Source organism: Pseudoduganella chitinolytica, from assembly GCF_029028125.1.
Classification (GTDB): Bacteria; Pseudomonadota; Gammaproteobacteria; order Burkholderiales; family Burkholderiaceae_D; genus Rugamonas; species Rugamonas chitinolytica.
Genome location: NZ_CP119083.1, coordinates 479407 through 498043, shown reverse-complemented (window position 1 = coordinate 498043; position 18637 = coordinate 479407). Strand labels below are relative to the sequence as shown.

14 protein-coding genes are annotated in these 18637 nt (G+C 67.3%); 5 read left to right on the top strand and 9 right to left on the bottom strand.

Features of this window, described 5'->3' with window-relative positions:
- Positions 1–63: 63 nt before the first annotated feature.
- Genes PX653_RS02230 through PX653_RS02220 form a run of 3 tightly spaced genes read right to left on the bottom strand, consistent with a single transcriptional unit; the run spans position 64 to position 2082 of the window.
- Positions 64–627, bottom strand: a complete 564-nt coding sequence (locus PX653_RS02230; RefSeq protein WP_277416324.1) for a DUF4291 domain-containing protein — start codon at positions 625–627, stop codon at positions 64–66.
- Positions 624–1250: a tetratricopeptide repeat protein gene (locus PX653_RS02225; RefSeq protein WP_277416323.1), complete on the bottom strand. Its 627-nt coding sequence runs from the start codon at positions 1248–1250 to the stop codon at positions 624–626. The genes PX653_RS02230 and PX653_RS02225 overlap by 4 nt, the downstream gene beginning before the upstream one ends.
- A gap of 58 nt (positions 1251–1308) precedes the next feature.
- Positions 1309–2082 (bottom strand): GIN domain-containing protein, encoded by a 774-nt coding sequence (locus PX653_RS02220; RefSeq protein WP_277416322.1) that lies wholly within the window; start codon positions 2080–2082, stop codon positions 1309–1311.
- 349 nt (positions 2083–2431) lie between these two features.
- Between PX653_RS02220 and PX653_RS02215 the strand changes: the two genes are divergently transcribed.
- Positions 2432–5128, top strand: a complete 2697-nt coding sequence (locus PX653_RS02215; RefSeq protein WP_277416321.1) for a TonB-dependent receptor — start codon at positions 2432–2434, stop codon at positions 5126–5128.
- 341 nt (positions 5129–5469) lie between these two features.
- On the opposite strand, the gene axe2C is transcribed toward PX653_RS02215, so the two are convergent.
- Genes axe2C through PX653_RS02185 form a run of 6 tightly spaced genes read right to left on the bottom strand, consistent with a single transcriptional unit; the run spans position 5470 to position 13414 of the window.
- Positions 5470–6522, bottom strand: a complete 1053-nt coding sequence (axe2C, locus tag PX653_RS02210) for a bifunctional acetylxylan esterase/glucomannan deacetylase AxeC2 (RefSeq protein ID WP_277416320.1) — start codon at positions 6520–6522, stop codon at positions 5470–5472.
- A 27-nt stretch (positions 6523–6549) separates the two neighbouring features.
- Positions 6550–7290, bottom strand: coding sequence for a GDSL-type esterase/lipase family protein (locus PX653_RS02205; RefSeq protein WP_277416319.1), 741 nt, complete (start codon positions 7288–7290; stop codon positions 6550–6552).
- A gap of 55 nt (positions 7291–7345) precedes the next feature.
- The gene (locus PX653_RS02200) at positions 7346–8566 is read right to left on the bottom strand and encodes a glycoside hydrolase family 27 protein (RefSeq protein WP_277416318.1); all 1221 of its coding nucleotides are present in this window, start codon (positions 8564–8566) and stop codon (positions 7346–7348) included.
- Positions 8563–9885, bottom strand: a complete 1323-nt coding sequence (locus tag PX653_RS02195; RefSeq protein WP_277416317.1) for a glycoside hydrolase 5 family protein — start codon at positions 9883–9885, stop codon at positions 8563–8565. Before PX653_RS02195 ends, PX653_RS02200 begins: the two co-directional genes overlap by 4 nt.
- Complete coding sequence (locus PX653_RS02190; protein ID WP_277416316.1) at positions 9882–12113, bottom strand: glycoside hydrolase family 3 C-terminal domain-containing protein; 2232 nt, start codon at positions 12111–12113, stop codon at positions 9882–9884. The genes PX653_RS02195 and PX653_RS02190 overlap by 4 nt, the downstream gene beginning before the upstream one ends.
- Before the next feature lie 8 nt (positions 12114–12121).
- Complete coding sequence (locus PX653_RS02185) at positions 12122–13414, bottom strand: sugar MFS transporter (protein ID WP_277416315.1); 1293 nt, start codon at positions 13412–13414, stop codon at positions 12122–12124.
- Between the two features lie 361 nt (positions 13415–13775).
- Here PX653_RS02185 and PX653_RS02180 point away from each other — a divergent pair, with 361 nt between their 5' ends.
- The 4 genes from PX653_RS02180 (at position 13776) to PX653_RS02165 (ending at position 18631) form a co-directional block, all read left to right on the top strand.
- Positions 13776–14813: a LacI family DNA-binding transcriptional regulator gene (locus PX653_RS02180; protein ID WP_277418493.1), complete on the top strand. Its 1038-nt coding sequence runs from the start codon at positions 13776–13778 to the stop codon at positions 14811–14813.
- 164 nt (positions 14814–14977) lie between these two features.
- Entirely contained in the window at positions 14978–16183 is a 1206-nt protein-coding gene (locus tag PX653_RS02175; RefSeq protein WP_277416314.1) for an AGE family epimerase/isomerase, read from the top strand.
- 1 nt (position 16184) lies between these two features.
- Positions 16185–17102: a carbohydrate kinase family protein gene (locus tag PX653_RS02170; protein ID WP_277416313.1), complete on the top strand. Its 918-nt coding sequence runs from the start codon at positions 16185–16187 to the stop codon at positions 17100–17102.
- Positions 17103–17218: 116 nt separating this feature from the next.
- The gene (locus tag PX653_RS02165) at positions 17219–18631 is read left to right on the top strand and encodes a DUF7133 domain-containing protein (RefSeq protein ID WP_277416312.1); all 1413 of its coding nucleotides are present in this window, start codon (positions 17219–17221) and stop codon (positions 18629–18631) included.
- Positions 18632–18637 lie beyond the last annotated feature (6 nt).

Here is an 18637-nt window from a genome sequence, read left to right as displayed (position 1 = left end):
TTGATACGGGTCAGCGCGCGGTCGACGCTGTGGACTGAGCGCGACAGTCCTGCCGGGCGGTCACTACGCCAGCGGCCGCTCCACCGGCAGCAGCGCCGCCGCTTCCTCCAGCCTGCCCTGTTCGACCAGCGCATGGATGTCGTGGGCCAGCGGGGTGACGTCGCTCACGGCCTGGATCCATTCGTCGACGTACAGCCGCACCGCCTCGCCAGACAGGCCGACCTGGATGGCCCGGTGCGGCAGCGGTTGCAGTAACAGGTCGCGCTCCGGATCCCACTGGATGCGCACGGGCGACGCCTGCTTCAGGGCCCGCCAGTCGGCCTGGCTCATGCCCTCCTCCGGATGGCTCGGGCAGCCGTGCTGCAAGGCCCACGCGAAGCCGGCGCGGCTGATGTCGATGGCAAGAATACGCTGCTGGCCGGGGTCCTTGTAACCCCAGCCGGCGCGGTACATCATCCACAGGAACGACGGCTTGATCCACGTCATGCGCTCGCGCTTGAACGGCGGCGACATGAACGTGCCGTGCGCCAGCGCCGCCTCCGCGATCTCGTTCGAGTAGGCCTGGTAGACGCGGATGGTAGCGTCGTCGTGCACGGCCCGGATCTGGCGCAACGGGAACGGCGTCATCCGCCGGCCCCGGTGCGCGAACTGCGCGGCAGCGGCTTGCCCGGTTTCCACGCGGCCGACAGCGCCTGGCCTTCCTCGATCTGCTCCTCCGTCATGTGCTTGATGACGGCGCCGCGCTGCTCGGCCGCGTTGACGTTGCCGCTGGCGGCGGCCAGGTTCCACAGCATGTAGGCGATGACGTTATCCTGCGGCATGCCGCCGATGCGATAGCGATACATCAGGCCCAGCACCTGCTGCGCCTGCGCGTGGCCCTGTTCGGCCGCCATGCGGAACCAGTGCACGGCCTGGCGGTGATCCTGGATCACCGCGTTGCCCGTGTAGTACATGGCGCCGACGACGTACTGCGCATCCGCCTTGCCCTGCAGCCCGGCCTTGCGGTGCCAGGCCAGCGCCTGCTTGTAGTCCTGCTTGACGCCGCGGCCCATGTAGTACATGAGGCCCAGCAGGTGCTGCGCGTCCGCGTTGCCGCCCTTGGCCAGCGGCAGGATCTCCTTGTAGGCCACGGCGTAGTTGCGGTTGTTGTACGCGGTGGCGCCTTCGACGAAGCCGGCCAGCGCACTGCCGTGCAGGGTCAGCACCAGGGCCGTGGCGATCGCCACGATCGTTCTTTCCAGTTTTTTCATTTGCGAGATATTCGAATTCGTTATTGTTCTCGATGGCGTGCGCTACGCCGGGCGGTCGCTACTTCCAGCTGACCCGGCCCAGCCCGTCCACGCTTACTTTGCGGTTCAATGGCTTGCCGTACACGGTCACGGACCCCAGGCCGGACAAGTCCAGGCTCAGGTTCGTGCGCGCGTTGACGGTGGCGTTGCCCAGGCCCGACAGGTCGATGTCGACCGAGTCGGCGTCGAACTGCTGCGCGTTCAGGCCGCCCAGGCCGCCCAGCGACGCGCGCAGCAGGCGACTGCGCCCGCCGATCGTCACGTAGCCGGCGCCGCGCAGGTCCAGCGCCACCTCGTCGCCGTCCTTGACCCACACGTTCATGCTGCCCACGCCGCCCAGGTTGGCCCGCAGTCGTCGGTACGCGGCGACGAGCTTCATGCTGCCCGCCCCGTCCAGCGTGACGTCCAGTTCGTCGCCCGTAAAGCCGGATACCTCCGAGGCCCCCAGGCCCTCCGACACCAGCTCGCGCAGCCGCGGCAGCACCAGGTCGGCCCGCAGCGACGGCCGGCCCATGCGGGCGCCCTGGATCTCCGTGTCCAGCTGCAGCGTGTCGCCCGTCTGCACGCATGTGACCTTGTCGAGGTAGCGCCGGTCGCCGCTGATCTTCAGCGACGCCACGTCGCCCTGGCGGATGCGCAGGTCGATGACGCCGTCCAGCCTCACGCGCTCGACGCGGGCATCGACCGGGCGGGTCTCGTTGCCGTCGTCCGCGCGGCCCAGGGCCGGACAGAGCCACAGCAGGCCCAGGATCAGTGTCCGGATCAGTACGGCAGGATGGATGGAATGGGTCATGGGGGCTCCTTGGGTCCGGCGCAGATTATTCGATGCTCCCATCATAGCGAAGCCGGACTGGGGGCCGGCACCATTTGCGACGAACTGCAGAAAACGCGGCCCGGACGACACCGGGGCGGGCCAGCCGGTTTTGTCGCGCAACTTCGGCAGGCCCGCGCAGCCAGCGCACGCAGCGCCTTTGCGGGGCGGTGCCGATGGCGGAATCGCCCCGCCGGCCCGTGTTTAGTAAAACTGATTAAACTGCGACGCGAATCGGCGAATCGCTTGATCTCGCTATTTTTGCAATGCAATACTGCCTCGGCTGACAGAGGGGTCCGCAAGCGGCCCACATTCCAAACGAGGAGACGAAATGCATCCCACCAAGAGAACCTTGATGAGCCTGGCCGTGGCCAGCGCTTGCAGCCTGGTCGCGTTGTCCGCCTACGCCCAGGCGGGCGCCGCGGCAGCCGACACCAACGTGACCGCCGGCGCTTCCGGTGCCGCCGGGAGCACTGTCTCTGGGGGCGACCAGATCCCGGAAGTCAAAGTGACGGCGACCCGCTATTCGACATCGCTGCTGAAGACGCCGCTGGCCGTGTCGGCCTTCAGCCAGGAGCAGCTGACGCGCAAGGGCGCCACCAGCCTGAAGGACCTGGCCGGCGAGATTCCCAACGTCGTCATCCAGAACACGGGCCTGGATTCGGCCGTGCAGATCACCATCCGCGGCATCACCTCCACCAACTTCACGGAGACGGGCGATCCGGCCGTGGGCTTCCACGTGGACGGCATGTACTCGCCGCGCCCGCAAGGCGCCCAGGCGCTGATGTTCGACGTCGACCAGGTCGAGGTGCTGCGCGGCCCGCAGGGCACGCTGTTCGGCCGCAACTCCACGGGCGGCAGCGTCAACGTCATCGCCGCCAAGCCCGACTTCTCGGGCAACTACGGAAAGGCCGACATCGATATCGGCAACTACCGCAAGAAGCAGGTCTCGCTGGTGCAGAACGTCAAGGTGAACGACAAGCTGGCCCTGCGCGGCACCTTCATGAAGGTCACGCGCGACGGCTACGCCAATCAGATGCGCGACCTGTCGGAAGCGAACGCGCCGCAACTGGGCTGGGTCCCGGACGGCAAGCCGGACGTCGACCAGCGCTTCAACAAGGTGATCGGCAAGGACAAGTTCTACACCAACCAGGACCAGTGGGCCGCGCGCCTGTCCGCGCTGTACAAGATCAGCGACGACCTGACGTTCAAGGCCGCCTACGAGCACTTCCAGGACAACGGCGCCGGCGGCGCCGCCTTCCGCGACTGCGACGCTTCGGCCGGCACCCGTTATGCGTGCGCCCCCAACACGGGCAAGTGGGACCTGCTGGTCAATGTGCCGGGCGAAGTGGACATGCAGATCCGTACGCTGCGCACGGGCCTGTCGTGGACCATCAACCCGACCACCACCTTCGACTACACGTTCCAGGTCGCCGACCAGAAGCGCGCCGAGATCACCGACGACGACATGGGCATGCAGCACGCCGCGCCGTTCCAGATCAACGGGGCCTACCCGAACACGCCCGATGGCAACTGGGGCACGTGGCCGCTGACGGATTCGTTCCACCGCACGCTGTCGTCGCGTTATTTCTCCACCGTGCACGAAGCCCAGCTGAAGCAGACGCTCGGCAACGTGCAGTACGTGGCGGGCCTGTTCTGGATGCACGAACGCAACCGCATCGACTACGAGATGACGAACACGATCCAGAAGCCGCACGGCGACGTGGGCTCCGTGCTGTACCACCAGCCGAACCGCCAGGTCGACGCCAAGGCCGCGTTCGCGCAGGCCGACTGGAAGTTCATGCCGACGTGGACGGCTACCCTGGGCGCCCGCTACAGCATCGACAGCAAGGAAGACAAGGGCGGTGAAGTGTATGGCGCCAACTGGAAGGGCGACCCGGCCTACTACAATGGCCTGTTCAGCCAGGGCACGCCCGGCACGCCGGGCTTTCGCGTCCACAACGGCACCGACCTGACGGACGCGATGGGCGGCAGCGTCGCCGCCTACCGCCTGTACGGCGCCCCGACGTCGAACGACCACAAGGAAACCTGGCGCAAGGTGACGTGGCGGGTGGGCCTGCAAAAGCAGATGACGCCGAACCAGATGGCCTATGCCTCCGTCTCGACGGGCTACAAGGCTGGCGGCTTCGCCGACAAGACCGACAGCTGCAACTACCACCTGTGCGCGGACGGCAAGCCGGGCGTGGTGACGTTCCTGCCGTACGGCCCGGAACAGGTCACCAACTTCGAGCTGGGCTACAAGGGCAAGTTCCTGGACAACCGGCTGTCGCTGTCGGCCACCGCGTTCTGGATGAAGTACAAGGACATGCAGCTGACGGGCACGTACTTCATCAACCAGATCATCCCGGACGACGGCCTGCCCTGCCCGACCGACCAGCCCAAGTGCGACGTGTACGAAGCCTGGCGCACCATCAACGTGGGCAAGGTGGACATCCCGGGCCTGGAACTGGAATGGGACTACCGGCCGTGGCGTGGCGCCCGCTTCGGCGGCGGCTTCGCCTACATCAACACGGACGTGCACGACTTCCGCGAGTTCTCCGACGACTACCAGTGCGACATCCGTACGGAACTGGGCCAGACGCCCTGCCCGCCCGCCTACACGGGTCCGGACAAGGCACTGCAGGGCCGCCGCCTGTACAACATCGACGGCAACCACCTGCCGAACACGCCGAAGTACCAGGTCAACCTGTCGTTCTCGCAGGAGTTCGCGCTGGCCAACGGCTATCGCATCACGCCGTATGTCAAGGTGAACTGGCGCGACAAGGCCTACTTCGACCTGCGCAACTCCGAGTTCGACGTGGTCGGCCGCTACCAGAAGGCCTACGCGCTGACGGACGCCTCGGTGCGCCTCGATTCGCCGAACGGCAACTGGCACGCCGAGCTGTACGTGCGCAACGCCGGCGACAAGCATGCCGCGCAAGCGCGCGAATCCGTGTTCGGCGGCTTCATGAAGGCGTACTACGTCGAGCCGCGCATGTTCGGGTTCCGGGTGGGTGCGGAGTACTGACCTGTCCTGGCCCAGGGTCTGTTCCTGCGGGACTGACCCTGGTTTTCATCGCGAACGGCGGCGTCACCGCGCGGTCCACCGGCCGATGCACTGGCGTCGCGGATCAAAACCGGGGTCGGTCCCCAAGAACGGGACAGACCCCAAGCGCATCAAGCCGCTGTGTGCAGCAGGCTCAGGGTCTGTCCCTGCGGGACTGACCCTGGTTTTCATCGCGAACAGCTGCGTCACCGCGCGGTCCACCGGCCGATGCATTCGCGTCGCGGATTAAAACCGGGGTCGGTCCCGAAGAACGGGACAGACCCCAAGCGCATCAAGCCGCTGTGGCGAGCAGGTCACCATCACTACCACCCCATCACCGCCCGCAACTGCGGCACCAGGTCCGCCGCCATCGCCGCGTGCTGCGCGCGGGTCGGATGCGCATCCGCCGCATCGCCGGGATAGTGCCGCGATACGACGCTGGAAACGCGCGGATCGCCTACCTCGCGGATCGTCGCGTCGATGTACCCCCGCAGCGCCGCTTTCTTCTCCCCGTCCAGGATCGCCCCTTCCGTCAGCACGATGCGCGCGCGCGGGTGGTCACGCAGCAAAGTGCGCACCAGCTCGACATATTTGGCGACGTAGCCGGCGCGCTCCGGAATGCCAGGATTGAAATCGTTGGTGCCGATCGCGCTGACGATCAGGTCCGGCGCATAACGGCGCTGGTCCCACGGTTCGGGCCGGGCCGGATCGGCAATGGCCAGCTGGTACAGGCGACCCAGGTTGAACTCGTCGGTACGGTTGTTCCAGCTGCGCACCAGGCCACGACCGCCGTGGCAGACCAGGTGCACCTGCGCCCCCAGGGCCTCGGCCGCCAGCATGCCGTATGAAACCCGTGGGTTCCACCAGACGGCCTGCTTCGGCCCCGGCGGCGTGCGCTCGAGCGCTTCGCCGCACGTGACGGAGTCGCCCAGGAACATCAGCCGGCGCGCGGGCAGCGCCGGCGCCGCGGCAAAGCGGCCATCCGTCGTGAAGCCGCGCAGCGTGACCGTGCCGTGCCACGTCTCGGACCGGTGCAGCACCTGCACCGTATGCGGAGCCGGCTGCGCTTCGTCGACCAGCACGTAGCGTCCGCCTTCTGGCGCCACGTGGATCGTGCGCACGGCGCCATCCACGATCACGTCCAGCCAGCTCTTGTCGCCCGTGCTGGCTGCGTCGAGCGCCAGCGTCTTGCCCTCGAAGCGCAGGAAGACACTGACGCCGGGATAGGCGAAGCGTACGGCGCCCTCCGTGCTAGCGACTGTACGGCCCATGTGGGCTATGCGCTTGTCCGTGGCCGGTGCCGTCTCGGCCGCATGCGCGGCGCCGCTGAAACAAAAAAACGCGGCCAGGGCCGCGTTCAGGGGATGCATGGTCATGCGCATCGGTTGTCCTTGGTGGATGGCTTACTTCAGCAATCTGGCGATGTCCGGCTGCAGCGCGTCGGCCCAGATCCGGTAGCCCTTTTCCGTCAGATGCAGGTAGTCGGGCATGATGGCCGGCGAGATCGTGCCGTCCGGCTGCAGGAACAGCGGGCCGTAGTCGCGGTAGAACACGTGCTTGCCGTCGTCCAGCCGGGCCACGTCGCGATTGAGCTTGGCCACGTTCAGGCGGCGCGGATGGTCCGGATTGGGCTCCACGGGCAGCACGGCGTTCAGCAGGATCTTCGCGTCCGGGTAGACCTGGCGCAGCGACGCCACCACGGAGGAGATACCGTTGAACACCTGCTCGGGCGCCTCGCCGCACAGGCCGAAGTTGTTGGTCCCGATCAGCAGCACGACGAGTTTCGGGCGCAGCTTGTCCATGCTGCCGTTCTGCAGGCGCCACAGCACATTGCCCGTGTGGTCGCCGCCGATGCCGAAGTTGGCCGCCTTGTAGCGGCCGAAGTGGCTGTCCCACTCGCTCTTCGGCCACCCCTCGGTGATCGAGTCGCCCAGGAACAGCACGTCCACGTTGCCCTTGGCCGCCAGCGCCGTCTTGTCCCGGTTGAGCTGGTGCCAGCGCTCGATCGACATCCATGGATATTCCACGCTGCGCGGCTCCACCACGGTCGCGCACTGGCGCACCTGCCCCGGCGCCATGTCGGCCCGTGCCGTGCCGGCGGCGCACAATGCCAGCGCCGCCCACGCCCATCCTTTCATCCGCATGCCTGTCTCCCTTCGCTTTGAAAACGTTATCATAACGTGACGCCGCGCCGTCGGCTCAAGTGCCCTCCCGCGGCGTCAGCCGCAGCATCGTCACGCTGTGCGGCGCCAGCTTCAGGGTCAACGGCTTCGCCGTATCGCCCGTTTTCAACTGCCACAGGTCGGTCCAGCGGTAAGCCGCTTTCTTCAGGTCGGCCGAGCGCTTCGACAGGTCGTCGGACAACGGCTGCTTGTGCCAGTCGTAGCTGCGCTCCAGCGCCTGCTCGCCGCGGTTCAGGAACAGCACGGCCCAATCGTTGCCGGCCAGGGGCTTGATCCACACTTCCAGCGGGCCGTCGGTCAGCATGCGCAGCGCCTGCACACCCAGCTTGTCCTGGTTGACGGCGATGACGTCCTTGTTGGTCAGCACCTTGCGCACCGCCTCCGGCATCTTGCGCAGGTCGTTGCCCGAGATGAGGGGCGACGCCAGCATGGCCCACAGCGAGAAGTGCGAGCGGTCTTCCTCCGGCGTCAGGCCGTTGCCCACCTCCAGCATGTCCAGGTCGTTCCAGTGGCCCGGCCCCGCGTACTTGCGCAGCGCCAGCGACTTGTCGACGATCTTCATCACGCCGAACGTGGACCAGGAGCCCAGCGACACCTCGCAATCCCAGCACGCGTAGATGTCGCCTGTCGTGCGCCACGAGTGCCCCACGTTGGGTGCCCAGTCCCACGGCTTGTTGTCGCCCCATTCGCAGATCGACAGCAGGATCGGCCGGCCCGCCGCGCGCAGCGCATCGCGCATCGTCGTGTAGGCGCCTTCCGCATTCAAGCCCTTGGTGTCGCACCAGTCATACTTGACGTAGTCGACGCCCCAGGCGGCATAGGTACGCGCATCCTGGTACTCGTGGCCGCGACTGCCGGGGCGGCCGCCACACGTGGTGGCGCCGGCGTCCGAGTACAGGCCCAGTTTCAGGCCGCGCGCATGCACGTAGTCCGCCAGCGCCTTGATCCCCGACGGGAAGCGCACGGGGTCGGCCTGGATGGTGCCGTCCTTGTCGCGCTGGCCATGCCAGCAGTCGTCGATATTGACGTACTGGTAGCCGGCGTCCTTCATGCCCAGCTTGACCATCGCATCGGCCGTCTCGCGGATCAACTGCTCGTTGATCTCGCAGCCGAACTTGTTCCAGCTGTTCCAGCCCATCTGCGGCGTGTCCGCCAGGCCCTCGAACTTCTGCGCCTGAGCGGTGCCGGCCGCCAGCAGCAGCGCCGCCGCCGCCACCGACAATTGTGTCCTCGTCATTTGCGCTCCAGGGCTTTCAGTTTGGCGGCGGTTTCCTTGATCAGCGCAATGGTGCTGGCGTCCGTGTCGAACACGGAGTACAGGCCCTGCTCTTCCTGCGGCGGATCGCCCATCAGGTCGTTGCCCTCCTTCCACCAGTAGTCGCGATTGGCGGCGCGACCGGCGCCGCCCCAGGCCCAGAAATTGAAGCCGGCGATGGGATCGCCCTTGGCGGCGCGCGTCGTGATGACGTTGAACACTTCGCCATAGAAGCGGTCGCGCACCGTGGTGCCGGCCTTGATGTCGAAGGACGCGTTGTCGCGGTCCATGCCGAATTCCTCCAGCACGATCGGCTTGCCCACCCTCTTCGCATAGTCGATGTGCACGTTCAGGTAGTGGCGGCTTTTCTCCAGCGCGCCATCCCACGTGGCGGCCACGTTCCTCGAGTCGATCCAGCCCCAGTTCTTCGGCCACAGGTGATACGTCAGGTAGTCGATGTGCCTGGTCCGGTGCGCCTGCATGAACAGTTCGCCGTCCTGGGCGGAACCGGCCAGGCCCTCGCTGCCGCTGCTGACCAGGTGGTTGGCGTCGAGGCCGTGGATAAAGGCGGCCGTGTCGGCGATCCACTTGACGTAGACGGCCTTCTCTTCCGCCGTGGTTCTCGCGTTGCCCGGACGGGGCTCGTTGGCCAGCTGCCACGACATCACCGTGGGGTCGTCCGCGTAGCGCTTGCCCGTGACGGTATTGACGCGCTGGACGATCTTGCGGATCACGTTGCGGTATTCCGCCTGGGCCTTGTCGTTGCGGTAGAAGCGCACCGTCTTGGCCATGTAGTCCTCATAGTCCTTGGTGACGTTCGGGTCCAGCGCCTTGGTGCCCTCGAACCAGTTCAGGTACTGCGTCATGCCGCCCGACCACTGCCAGAAGTTGTTCAGGTAGATCACCGCCGTCATGTCGCGCTTGGCCAGCTCGGCCAGCAGGTAGTCCAGGCCCGCCAGCAGCTCCTCGTCGTACTGGCCTGGTGCCGCCGTGGTGGCGGGACGCACGGCGCTCGGCATGTCCGTCTTCTCGGAGACGGCCAGCACCCGCACGTTGTTGATGCCGGCCGCCTTCATCGTGTCCAGTTCCTTCAGCAGGCGGGCGCGGTCGCCCACCTTGCTTGGTGCACCCAGGTAGGCGCCGTACCAGAAGTTGGCGCCGGCAATGTAGTAGCGCTGCCCGGCGCGGGCGAAGTGTGTCTTGTCGACCTTGACGAAGGCGCCCTTGTCGTTGGCCGCCGCCTCCATCGGCAGTGCGTGCATCATCATGAGGCTGGCCGCGAGCGTGATCATTCGTTTCATCGTTGTCCCTTGTTGGTGGTTGTCGGTTGGCCTGCCAGGTTCAGCACCCGGGCCGGCAGGTTGATGGTGACGGCTTGCGCCTGCGTATCGCCGGCATGGCGTGCCAGCAGTATCTTGTACCGGCCAGCCGCCACCTGCCACGTCCTGGCATTGCCGCGGATGGTGCCGAACAGGCGCGGGTCAAGCGTCAGTTCGACGTCGCGCGTGGCGCCGGGCGCCAGGTCGACCTTGTCCCAGCCCGCCAGGCGCTTGGGCGCTTCCCAACGCGCCGCGAGCGGTGCGACGTAGACCTGCGGCACGTCCTTGCCCGCCAGCGTCCCCGCGTTGGCGACCTTGAAGCGGACCCTGACCTTGCCGTCGACGACGGTCGCTGCCAGCCCGCTGTAGCCGAACTGCGTATAGGACAGGCCGTAGCCGAACGGGAACAGCGGTTTCAGGTTCTTCAGGTCGAACCATTTGTAGCCCACGGCGGCGCCTTCGTGGTAATCCACCGCGAAGCGCAGGTCCGGCCTGGCGGGGTCGCCGTCCAGCCGTGGCCGCGGCAGTTGCCGTTCCGCTTGCGGGAACGTGGCCGGCAGGCGGCCGGACGGATTGACTTCGCCGAACAGCACGCGGGCGATCGCTTCGCCGCCACGGGTCCCCGGATACCAGGCCTCGACCACGGCGGCCACCTTGTCCAGCCACGGCATCAGGACGGGACCGCTGGTCTCGAGCACCACGGCCGTGCGCGGATTGGCCGCGGCGACGGCGTCGATCAGGGCATCCTGCCGGTCCGGCAGCGCCAGCGACGTCGCATCGAGCGCCTCGCCGACCCATTGCGTGGCAAAGACCAGTACCGCGTCCGCATCGGCCGCCAGGCGGGCCGCGCGGGCCGGGTCGGTGCCGTCGTCGAAGGTCACCGTGGCGCCACCGGCACGCGCCTGCACCGCCTTCAGTGGCGACGACGGGTAGTACATGACGGGGCCGGGCCAGGTGGCCGGCAGCAGGCCTGGCACGGCATTGCCGCCGACCGGATACACCAGCGAGGAACCGCCACCGGCCAGCACGCCCACGTCGGCGTGGCCGCCGACAATGACGATCTTCCTCATCCCGGCGCGCAGCGGCAGCAGGCGCTGGTTCTTCAGCAGTACGATGCCCTCTTCCGCATCGGCCTGCGTGATCCGCGCATGCGCTTCGAAATCGATGGCGCCGCCCTCCTTGACGGGATGGTCGACGACGCCCTTGGCGAACATCGTGCGCAGCACGCGGTGGGCCAGGTCGTCGAGCCGGCGAGGCGACACGTGGCCGTTCTCCACCGCCTCCTCCAGCGCGGCGCCGAAGTAGTTCGACTTGTCGAACTCGCCGCCGGACTGCTGGTCCAGGCCCGCGTTCGCGGCCGGCACGGTGCTGTGGGTGGCGCCCCAGTCGGACATCACGTAGCCCTTGAAGCCCCAGTCCTCCTTCAGCACCTCGTTCAGCAGCCAGCCGCTCTCGCATGCGTAAGGACCGTTGACGCGGTTGTAGGCGCACATGAACGACCCCGCGTCCGACTGTTCCAGCGCGATCTGGAACGCCAGCAGGTCCGACATGCGCGCCGCCGCCGGGTCGATGCGGGCGTCCAGCTGGAAGCGCCCCGTTTCCTGGGCATTCAGGGCGAAGTGCTTGATGGTGGCGATGACGTGGTTCGACTCGATGCCCTTGACCTGTTCCGCCACCATCAGGCCGGCGTGCAGCGGATCTTCACCGGCATATTCGAAGTTGCGGCCGTTGCGCGGCTCGCGCAGCAGGTTGACGCCGCCCGCCAGCATCACGTTGAAGCCGGACGCACGGGCCTCGGCGCCGATCATGCGCCCGCCCTCGTAAGCCAGCTTGGGGTTCCACGTGGCCGCCGTCGCGATCCCGGCCGGCAGCGCGGTGCGCTCGCGCGGCGTCGTCGTGTATTGCGTCGCCACGCCGATGCCCGCATCCGTCTCGAACAGGGCGGGCAGGCCCAGGCGCGGGATGCCGGGAATGTAGCCGGCGGAGAACGGCAACGCGGCGGCGATCTTCTTCGTCTTGTTGCCCGCATGGTCGGCGCCGAAGTAGCCGTAGGCCCAGTTCAGCTTTTCCTTCTGCGTCATCTCCTTCAGCACCAGCGCGGCGCGCCGGTCGGGGTCGAGCGCGGGGTTCAGCCAGGGCTGCGCCTCGGCGGCTCCGAGCGCAGGACCGGCGGCCAGCGCCAGCAATACGGAGCAGGACATCAGGTTCATGGTCGTCCTCATACGGCCTTGATCTCGTCCACGTACATGCCGGCGTAGCGCACGCCGAAGTACAGGATGAACACGTAGCAGGCGGCCGGCACCAGGAACGACAGTTGCAGGCCGATGGCGTCGGCCAGGAAGCCCTGCACGAACGGCACGATGGCGCCGCCGACAATGGCCATGCACAGGACGCCTGAGCCTTGCCCCGTCTGCGCGCCCAGCTTGTGCAACGCCATGCTGAAAATCGTGGGGAACATGATGGAGTTGAACAGGCCCACGGCGATCAGCGCCCACATCGCGACGGCGCCCTGGCCGAATACGGCCAGCAGTACCAGCACGATTGTCGCTGCCGCATTGAACGCCAGCGCCTTGCCGGGACTGACGCGGCGCATGACGAAGAAACCGGCGAAGCGCCCGACCATGGCGCCGCCCCAGTACCAGCTGACGTAGTTGGCGGCGGCCGCATGGGACATGCCGGCGATGCGCTCCTCGCCCAGGAAGTTGATCAGGAAACTGCCGATGCTCACTTCCGCACCCACGTACAGGAAGATGCCGATGGCGCCCAGCAGCAGGTGGCGTTGCTTCAGCACGGAAGCTTTCGCCTGGCCCGGCAGCTCCAGCAGGCCATCGTCATGGGTGATGGTGGGCAGACGCACGATGGCGAACAGCACGGCCAGCAGCAGCAGCGCGCCGGCCAGCGCCAGGTAGGGCCCCTGTACCGCGGCCGCTTCCTGCGCCCGGTCGACGACGGCGCCGGTGACGGCCGGCACCTGCGTCAGGATCAGCATGCCGCCCAGCGCCGGAGCGATCGTGGTGCCCAGCGAATTGAAGGCCTGCGTCAAGGTCAGGCGGCTCGATGCCCCCGCGGGCGGGCCCAGCACGGTGACGAACGGGTTGGCGGCCACCTGCAGCACGGTGATGCCGGAGGCGAGCACGAAGAACGCGAACAGGAACAGGCCGTAGCCGCTCATCGCCGCCGGATAGAACAGGGCGCAACCGGCAGCCGCGATGACGAGGCCCGTGACGGCGCCGCGCTGGTAGCCGATACGCCGGATCAGCATCCCGGCCGGCAGCGACACGATGAAGTAGGCGCCGAAGAAGCAGAACTGCACCAGCATCGCCTGCACGTAGTTGAGCGTGTAGACGCCCTTCAGGTGCGGAATCAGCACGTCGTTCAGGGAAGTCAGCAGGCCCCACATGAAGAACAGGATCGTGATGACGATTAACGGTACCGTATGGGAAGGCTGCGCGGCGGGCGCGCGTGCGGCGGCCGCCGGCTGGTGCAGCCGGGCGGGGGTGGATTGCTCCATGTCGTCTCCTTGGTGGTCCGCGGGTGCGGACCTTGTTGTGCGACGATTCTGCATGGATGCCGCCCGGCCGGTCAAACCCTGCCGCTTTTTTAGGCGCGAGTTTAGCGTCGTTCACTAAACATGCCTCCGGTGGCACACTTGGACGCAGGCGGCACCGCCCACGGCCTCCCCCCGCATGTTTAGTAAATCGGACTAAACTTTTCCGCAAACACGGTCCGGGGTTTGACCGCCGCGCGGGCGCCATGCCAGACTGTCGGCACAATATCGGCGCACTCGCGGCAAGCGGATGCGACCGTCATAACACGCTGTTCGGACAACAACGGAGGAGATCCATGTGCAAGCTTCACGCAGGGGCGCGCCGATGACGGCCGCCACTGCCGCCGCGGCTGCCCCTGGCACGGGCGGCGTCACGATCCGCGACATTGCGCGGGTGGCCGGTGTCTCGGCCGGCACCATTTCACGTGCCCTGAAGAACGAGCCGGGACTGACGGAGTCGACGCGCCAGATGGTATTGAACACGGCGCGCGACCTGGGCTACGACTTCTGCAAGCTGCGCCCGAAGCGCCTGCGCCGCCTGACCTTCCTGCTGCACCGCCAGCACAACACGGCCGCCAGCAGCCCGTTCTACTCGCCCGTGCTGCACGGCGCCGAGGAAGCGTGCCGCAAGCAGGGCATCGTGCTGTCGTTCATGGCGGTCGGCCCGGCCGACGGCCTGGCCGACCAGCTGCGCATCCATGCGCCGGACGGCATCGTCTGCGCCGGCTTCTTCGAGCCCGAGCTGCTGACGGCGCTGCGCGACACGGGCAAGCCGATGGTACTGATCGACATGAAGCTGCGCGGCTACAGCTCCGTCAATCCGGACAATATGATGGGCGGCTACCTCGCCACACAGCACCTGATCGAACGGGGACGCGAACGGGTGGGTCTCATCTGCGGTTCGCTCAGCCACTACAGCATCCGCGAACGGGCGCGCGGCTACCGCCAGGCGCTGTACGATGCCGGCATCCTGGCCGATCCACGCCTGGAGGCGAGCCTGCCGGACGGCGTCGATCTGGAAACGGGCGCATGGGAAGCGATGGAAAGCCTGCTCGCGCTGCCGAAGCCGCCGGACGCGCTGTTCTGCTACAACGACAGCGCCGCGCTGGTGGCGATGCGCTGCTGCCTGGCGAAGGGGCTGAAGGTACCGCACGATATCTCGATCGTCGGCTTCGACGACATCTCGACGGCCGTGCTGGGCCACCGTCCGCTGACGACGCTGCGCATCAACAAGAAGGAACTGGGTGCGCTGGGGGTCGAGCTGCTGCTGAACAGCCGCAATGGCATCAATGGCACCAACGGAACCGTGGAAGAAAAGATCTCGCCCGTGGAGCTGGTCGTGCGCGCCAGCACGGTGTGCTAGGAGGCGCCGCCCGACGATCACCCCGACCACTTGACCAAGAATGGAGCCTGGTGCGACACGCCAAAGCGTGCCGCGCGGGGACCGCTCATGCCCGAAAAAACAGGCCATCCCAACGGCTATTCACATGGCGCCTGCCAGCGCCCATCACCTCGAACGGAAGATTCATGTTACCAGACTTTCATGCACGCGAAACCCTGTTGCGGCATATCCGCGACACCCGCAATTTCTACGATCCGCGCAGCGTGGATCCCAGCGGCGGCTTCTACCACTTCTACAAGGACGACGGCACGGTGTACGACGTGCACACGCGCCACCTGGTGAGCAGCACGCGCTTCGTCTTCAACTACGCGATGGCGTGGCGCCAGTTCGGCGAGGAAGCCGATCGCCAGCGCCTGCGCCACGGCCTGGCCTTCCTGCGCGACGTGCACCGCGACCCGGCCAGCGGGGGCTACGCCTGGGAGCTGCAATGGCGCGACGGCGGCAAGACCGTTACCGACGCCACCAATCACTGCTACGGACTGGCCTTCGTGCTGCTGGCCTACTCGCATGCGCTGATGGCCGGCGAGGAAGGCGCGCGCGCCCACGTGGCCGAGACGTTCGAGCTGATGGAACGCCGCTTCTGGGAAGCGGCGCACGGCTTGTACGCGGACGAGGCCAGCGCGGACTGGCAGGTGTCCGGCTACCGCGGCCAGAACGCCAATATGCATGCGTGCGAAGCGCTGCTGGCCGCGTTCGAGGCGACGGGTGAAAACCGCTACCTGCACCGGGCCGAGACCCTGGCGCGCAACATCGCGCAGCGCCAGGCCGCGCTGGCGGACGACCTGGTATGGGAACACTACCGAGCGGACTGGTCGGTCGATCCGGACTACAACCGCCACGACAGCACCAATATCTTCCGCCCGTGGGGCTACCAGCCGGGCCACCTGACGGAATGGGCCAAGCTGCTGCTGATCCTGGAGCGCCACCGCGACCACCTGGCCGGTCCGTCCGACTGGCTGCTGCCACGCGCCGTGCACTTCTTCGACGCCGCGCTGGACAAGGCATGGGACCGCGAACACGGCGGCATCCACTACGGTTTCGGCCCGGACGGCACGATCTGCGACGGCCACAAGTATTTCTGGGTGCAGGCCGAGAGCCTGGCCGCCGCCGCGCTGCTGGGCGCCCGCACCGGCGAAGCCCGCTTCTGGGACTGGTACGACCGCCTGTGGGCCTACAGCTGGGAGCATTTCGTCGATCACACGCACGGCGCCTGGTACCGCATCCTCGGCCCCGATAACGGCAAGCTGACGGACGAGAAGAGCCCGGCCGGCAAGGTGGACTATCACACGATGGGCGCCTGCTACGAAGTACTGAACGTGCTGGAGAAATAGGATGGCGACATATCCGGAATTCGTGGCGGCCGGGGAGGCCCTGACGGACCTGATCGTCGCCGACACCGGCGCCCAGCACTGGCTGAGCGTGACGGGCGGCTCGACGTGGAACGTGGCACGCACGATGGCGCACCTGGGCCTGCCCAGTGCGTTCGCCGGCGCCATCAGCCGCGACGTGTTCGGCGATGCGCTGTGGCGCGCCACCGAGGCGGCCGGGCTGGACACGCGCTTCACGCAGCGGCTCGACAAGGCGCCGCTGCTGGCGGTGGTGCACCGGCTCGACCCGCCCGCCTACTTCTTTATCGGCGACGACAGCGCCGACCTGCACTTCGATGCCGCGCGGCTGCCCGCCGGCTGGCTGGCGCAGTGCCGCTGGCTGCATTTCGGCGGCATCAGCCTGGCCCGCGAACCATTGGCCGGCAAGCTGCTGGCACTGGCACGCCAGGCCAAGCAGGCCGGCATCGGCATCAGCTACGACCCCAATTATCGCCAGCTGATGGACGAACGCTACGACGCCACCTTACAGGCGATGACGGCGCTGGCGGACGTCGTCAAGGTGTCGGAAGAAGACCTGGTGGGCCTGTTCCGCCATGACGACACGGCCGCCTCGTTCGAGCGACTGCGCGCCTTCAACCCGGCCGCGCGCTTCCTGTACACGCGTGGTGCCGAAGGCGCCTCGCTGCACGCCGGCGCGCAGTCCTGGCACGTGGCGGCACCGGTCGTGCCCGTGGCGGATACCGTGGGCGCGGGCGACGCCAGCATCGCCGCCTTCGTCCACAGCCTGCTGCGCGAGCCGGAGCGCACGCCGCGCCAGCACCTGCAATGCGCGGTGGCCGCCGGCGCCGCCGCCTGCCTCGGCGCCGGTGCGACGCCGCCGTCGCTGGCGCAGATCGCCGAGCTGATGGCCGGGATGGCGTGAAGCACGGTGACCGGCACCGATTTCCAGCCCCGGCTGGAAATCGGTGCCGGTCACCATTGGGTTTCCATCCAGGGTTCACTTATCATACCGGCACGACCAAAACAGCCGGAGTTCCCATGAAACCCATCCTCGCCGCCGCCCTCGCCTTCTGCACGACCGCGCTCCACGCCGCCCCGGACCTGACCGCGGCCGCGCGCCTGTACCAGGCCCACTGCGCCCAGTGCCATGGCGCCAAGCTGGAAGGCGCGGCCGGGCCCAGCCTGGCGGACAACCAATGGGTACACGGCCAGCCGACCCGCGCCAACCTCGTGAAGCTGATCGCCGCCGGCGTGCCGGACAAAGGCATGCCAGCGTGGTCGCAAACCCTGTCGTCCACGCAGATCGACCAGCTGGCTGCCTATATCCAACCGGGTGCGCGCCGTCCGGCTGGCGCAGCGGCCAGCCAGCCGGCCGCGAAGCAGGAGCCGAAGCAGGAGGCGAAGCAGGATAGCGCCCTGTCGCGCCTGACCTTGCCGAAGGGTTTCTCCATCGCCGTCTATGCCGAAGGCGTCGAGTCGGCCCGCTCGCTGGCCGTCTCCAGCAGCGGCATCGTCTACGTCGGATCGCGCAAGGCAGGCAAGGTGTACGCTGTCGTCGATGGCAATAACGACGGCGTGGCCGAAAAGGTCGTCACGATCGCCTCCGGCCTGAACAACCCGATCGGCGTGACCTTGCTGAACGGCGCGCTGTACGTGGCGGAGATCGGCCGCGTGATCCGCTTCGACGACATCGACCGCACCTATGCGGCCAAGCCGGCCTACAAGGTGGTCAAGGCCGACCTGCCGGACGACAAATGGCACGGCGAGAAGGTCATCAAGGCCGGACCGGACGGCAAGCTGTACATCCCGGTCGGCTCGCCCTGCAACACGTGCGACAAGGAAGACGAAGCCTATTCGAAGATCTGGCGCATGAACCCGGACGGATCAGGCTGGGAGGCCTATGCGGGCGGCATCCGCAACACGGTGGGCTTCGCGTTCCACCCCGTGACGAAGGAGCTGTGGTTTACCGATAACGGCCCGGACGAGATGGGCGACAACACCCCGTCGTGCGAACTGAACGTGGCGCCGAAAAAGGGCCTGCACTTCGGCTTCCCCTACTGCCACGGCGGCGTGTTCCCCGACCCGAAGTACGGCAAGGCAAACAGCTGCGCGGCCTACGTGCCGCCCGTCGCGAAACTGGGCCCGCACGTGGCGCCGCTCGGCCTGGCGTTCTACACGGGCACGCAGTTCCCGGCCCAGTACCGCAACCAGGTCTTCGTGGCCGAACACGGCTCGTGGAACCGCACGCAGAAGATCGGCTACAAGGTCGTCCTCGTGACCCTGCACGGCAACCAGGAAGTGACGACCACGGACTTCATCGACGGCTTCCTGCAGGGCGACGATGTCAGCGGCCGCCCCGTCGACCTGGCCGTGCTGGGTGACGGTTCGCTGCTGGTATCGGACGACCACGCCGGCCGCATCTACCGCGTCAGCTACAACGGCAAGCGATGAGGTTGG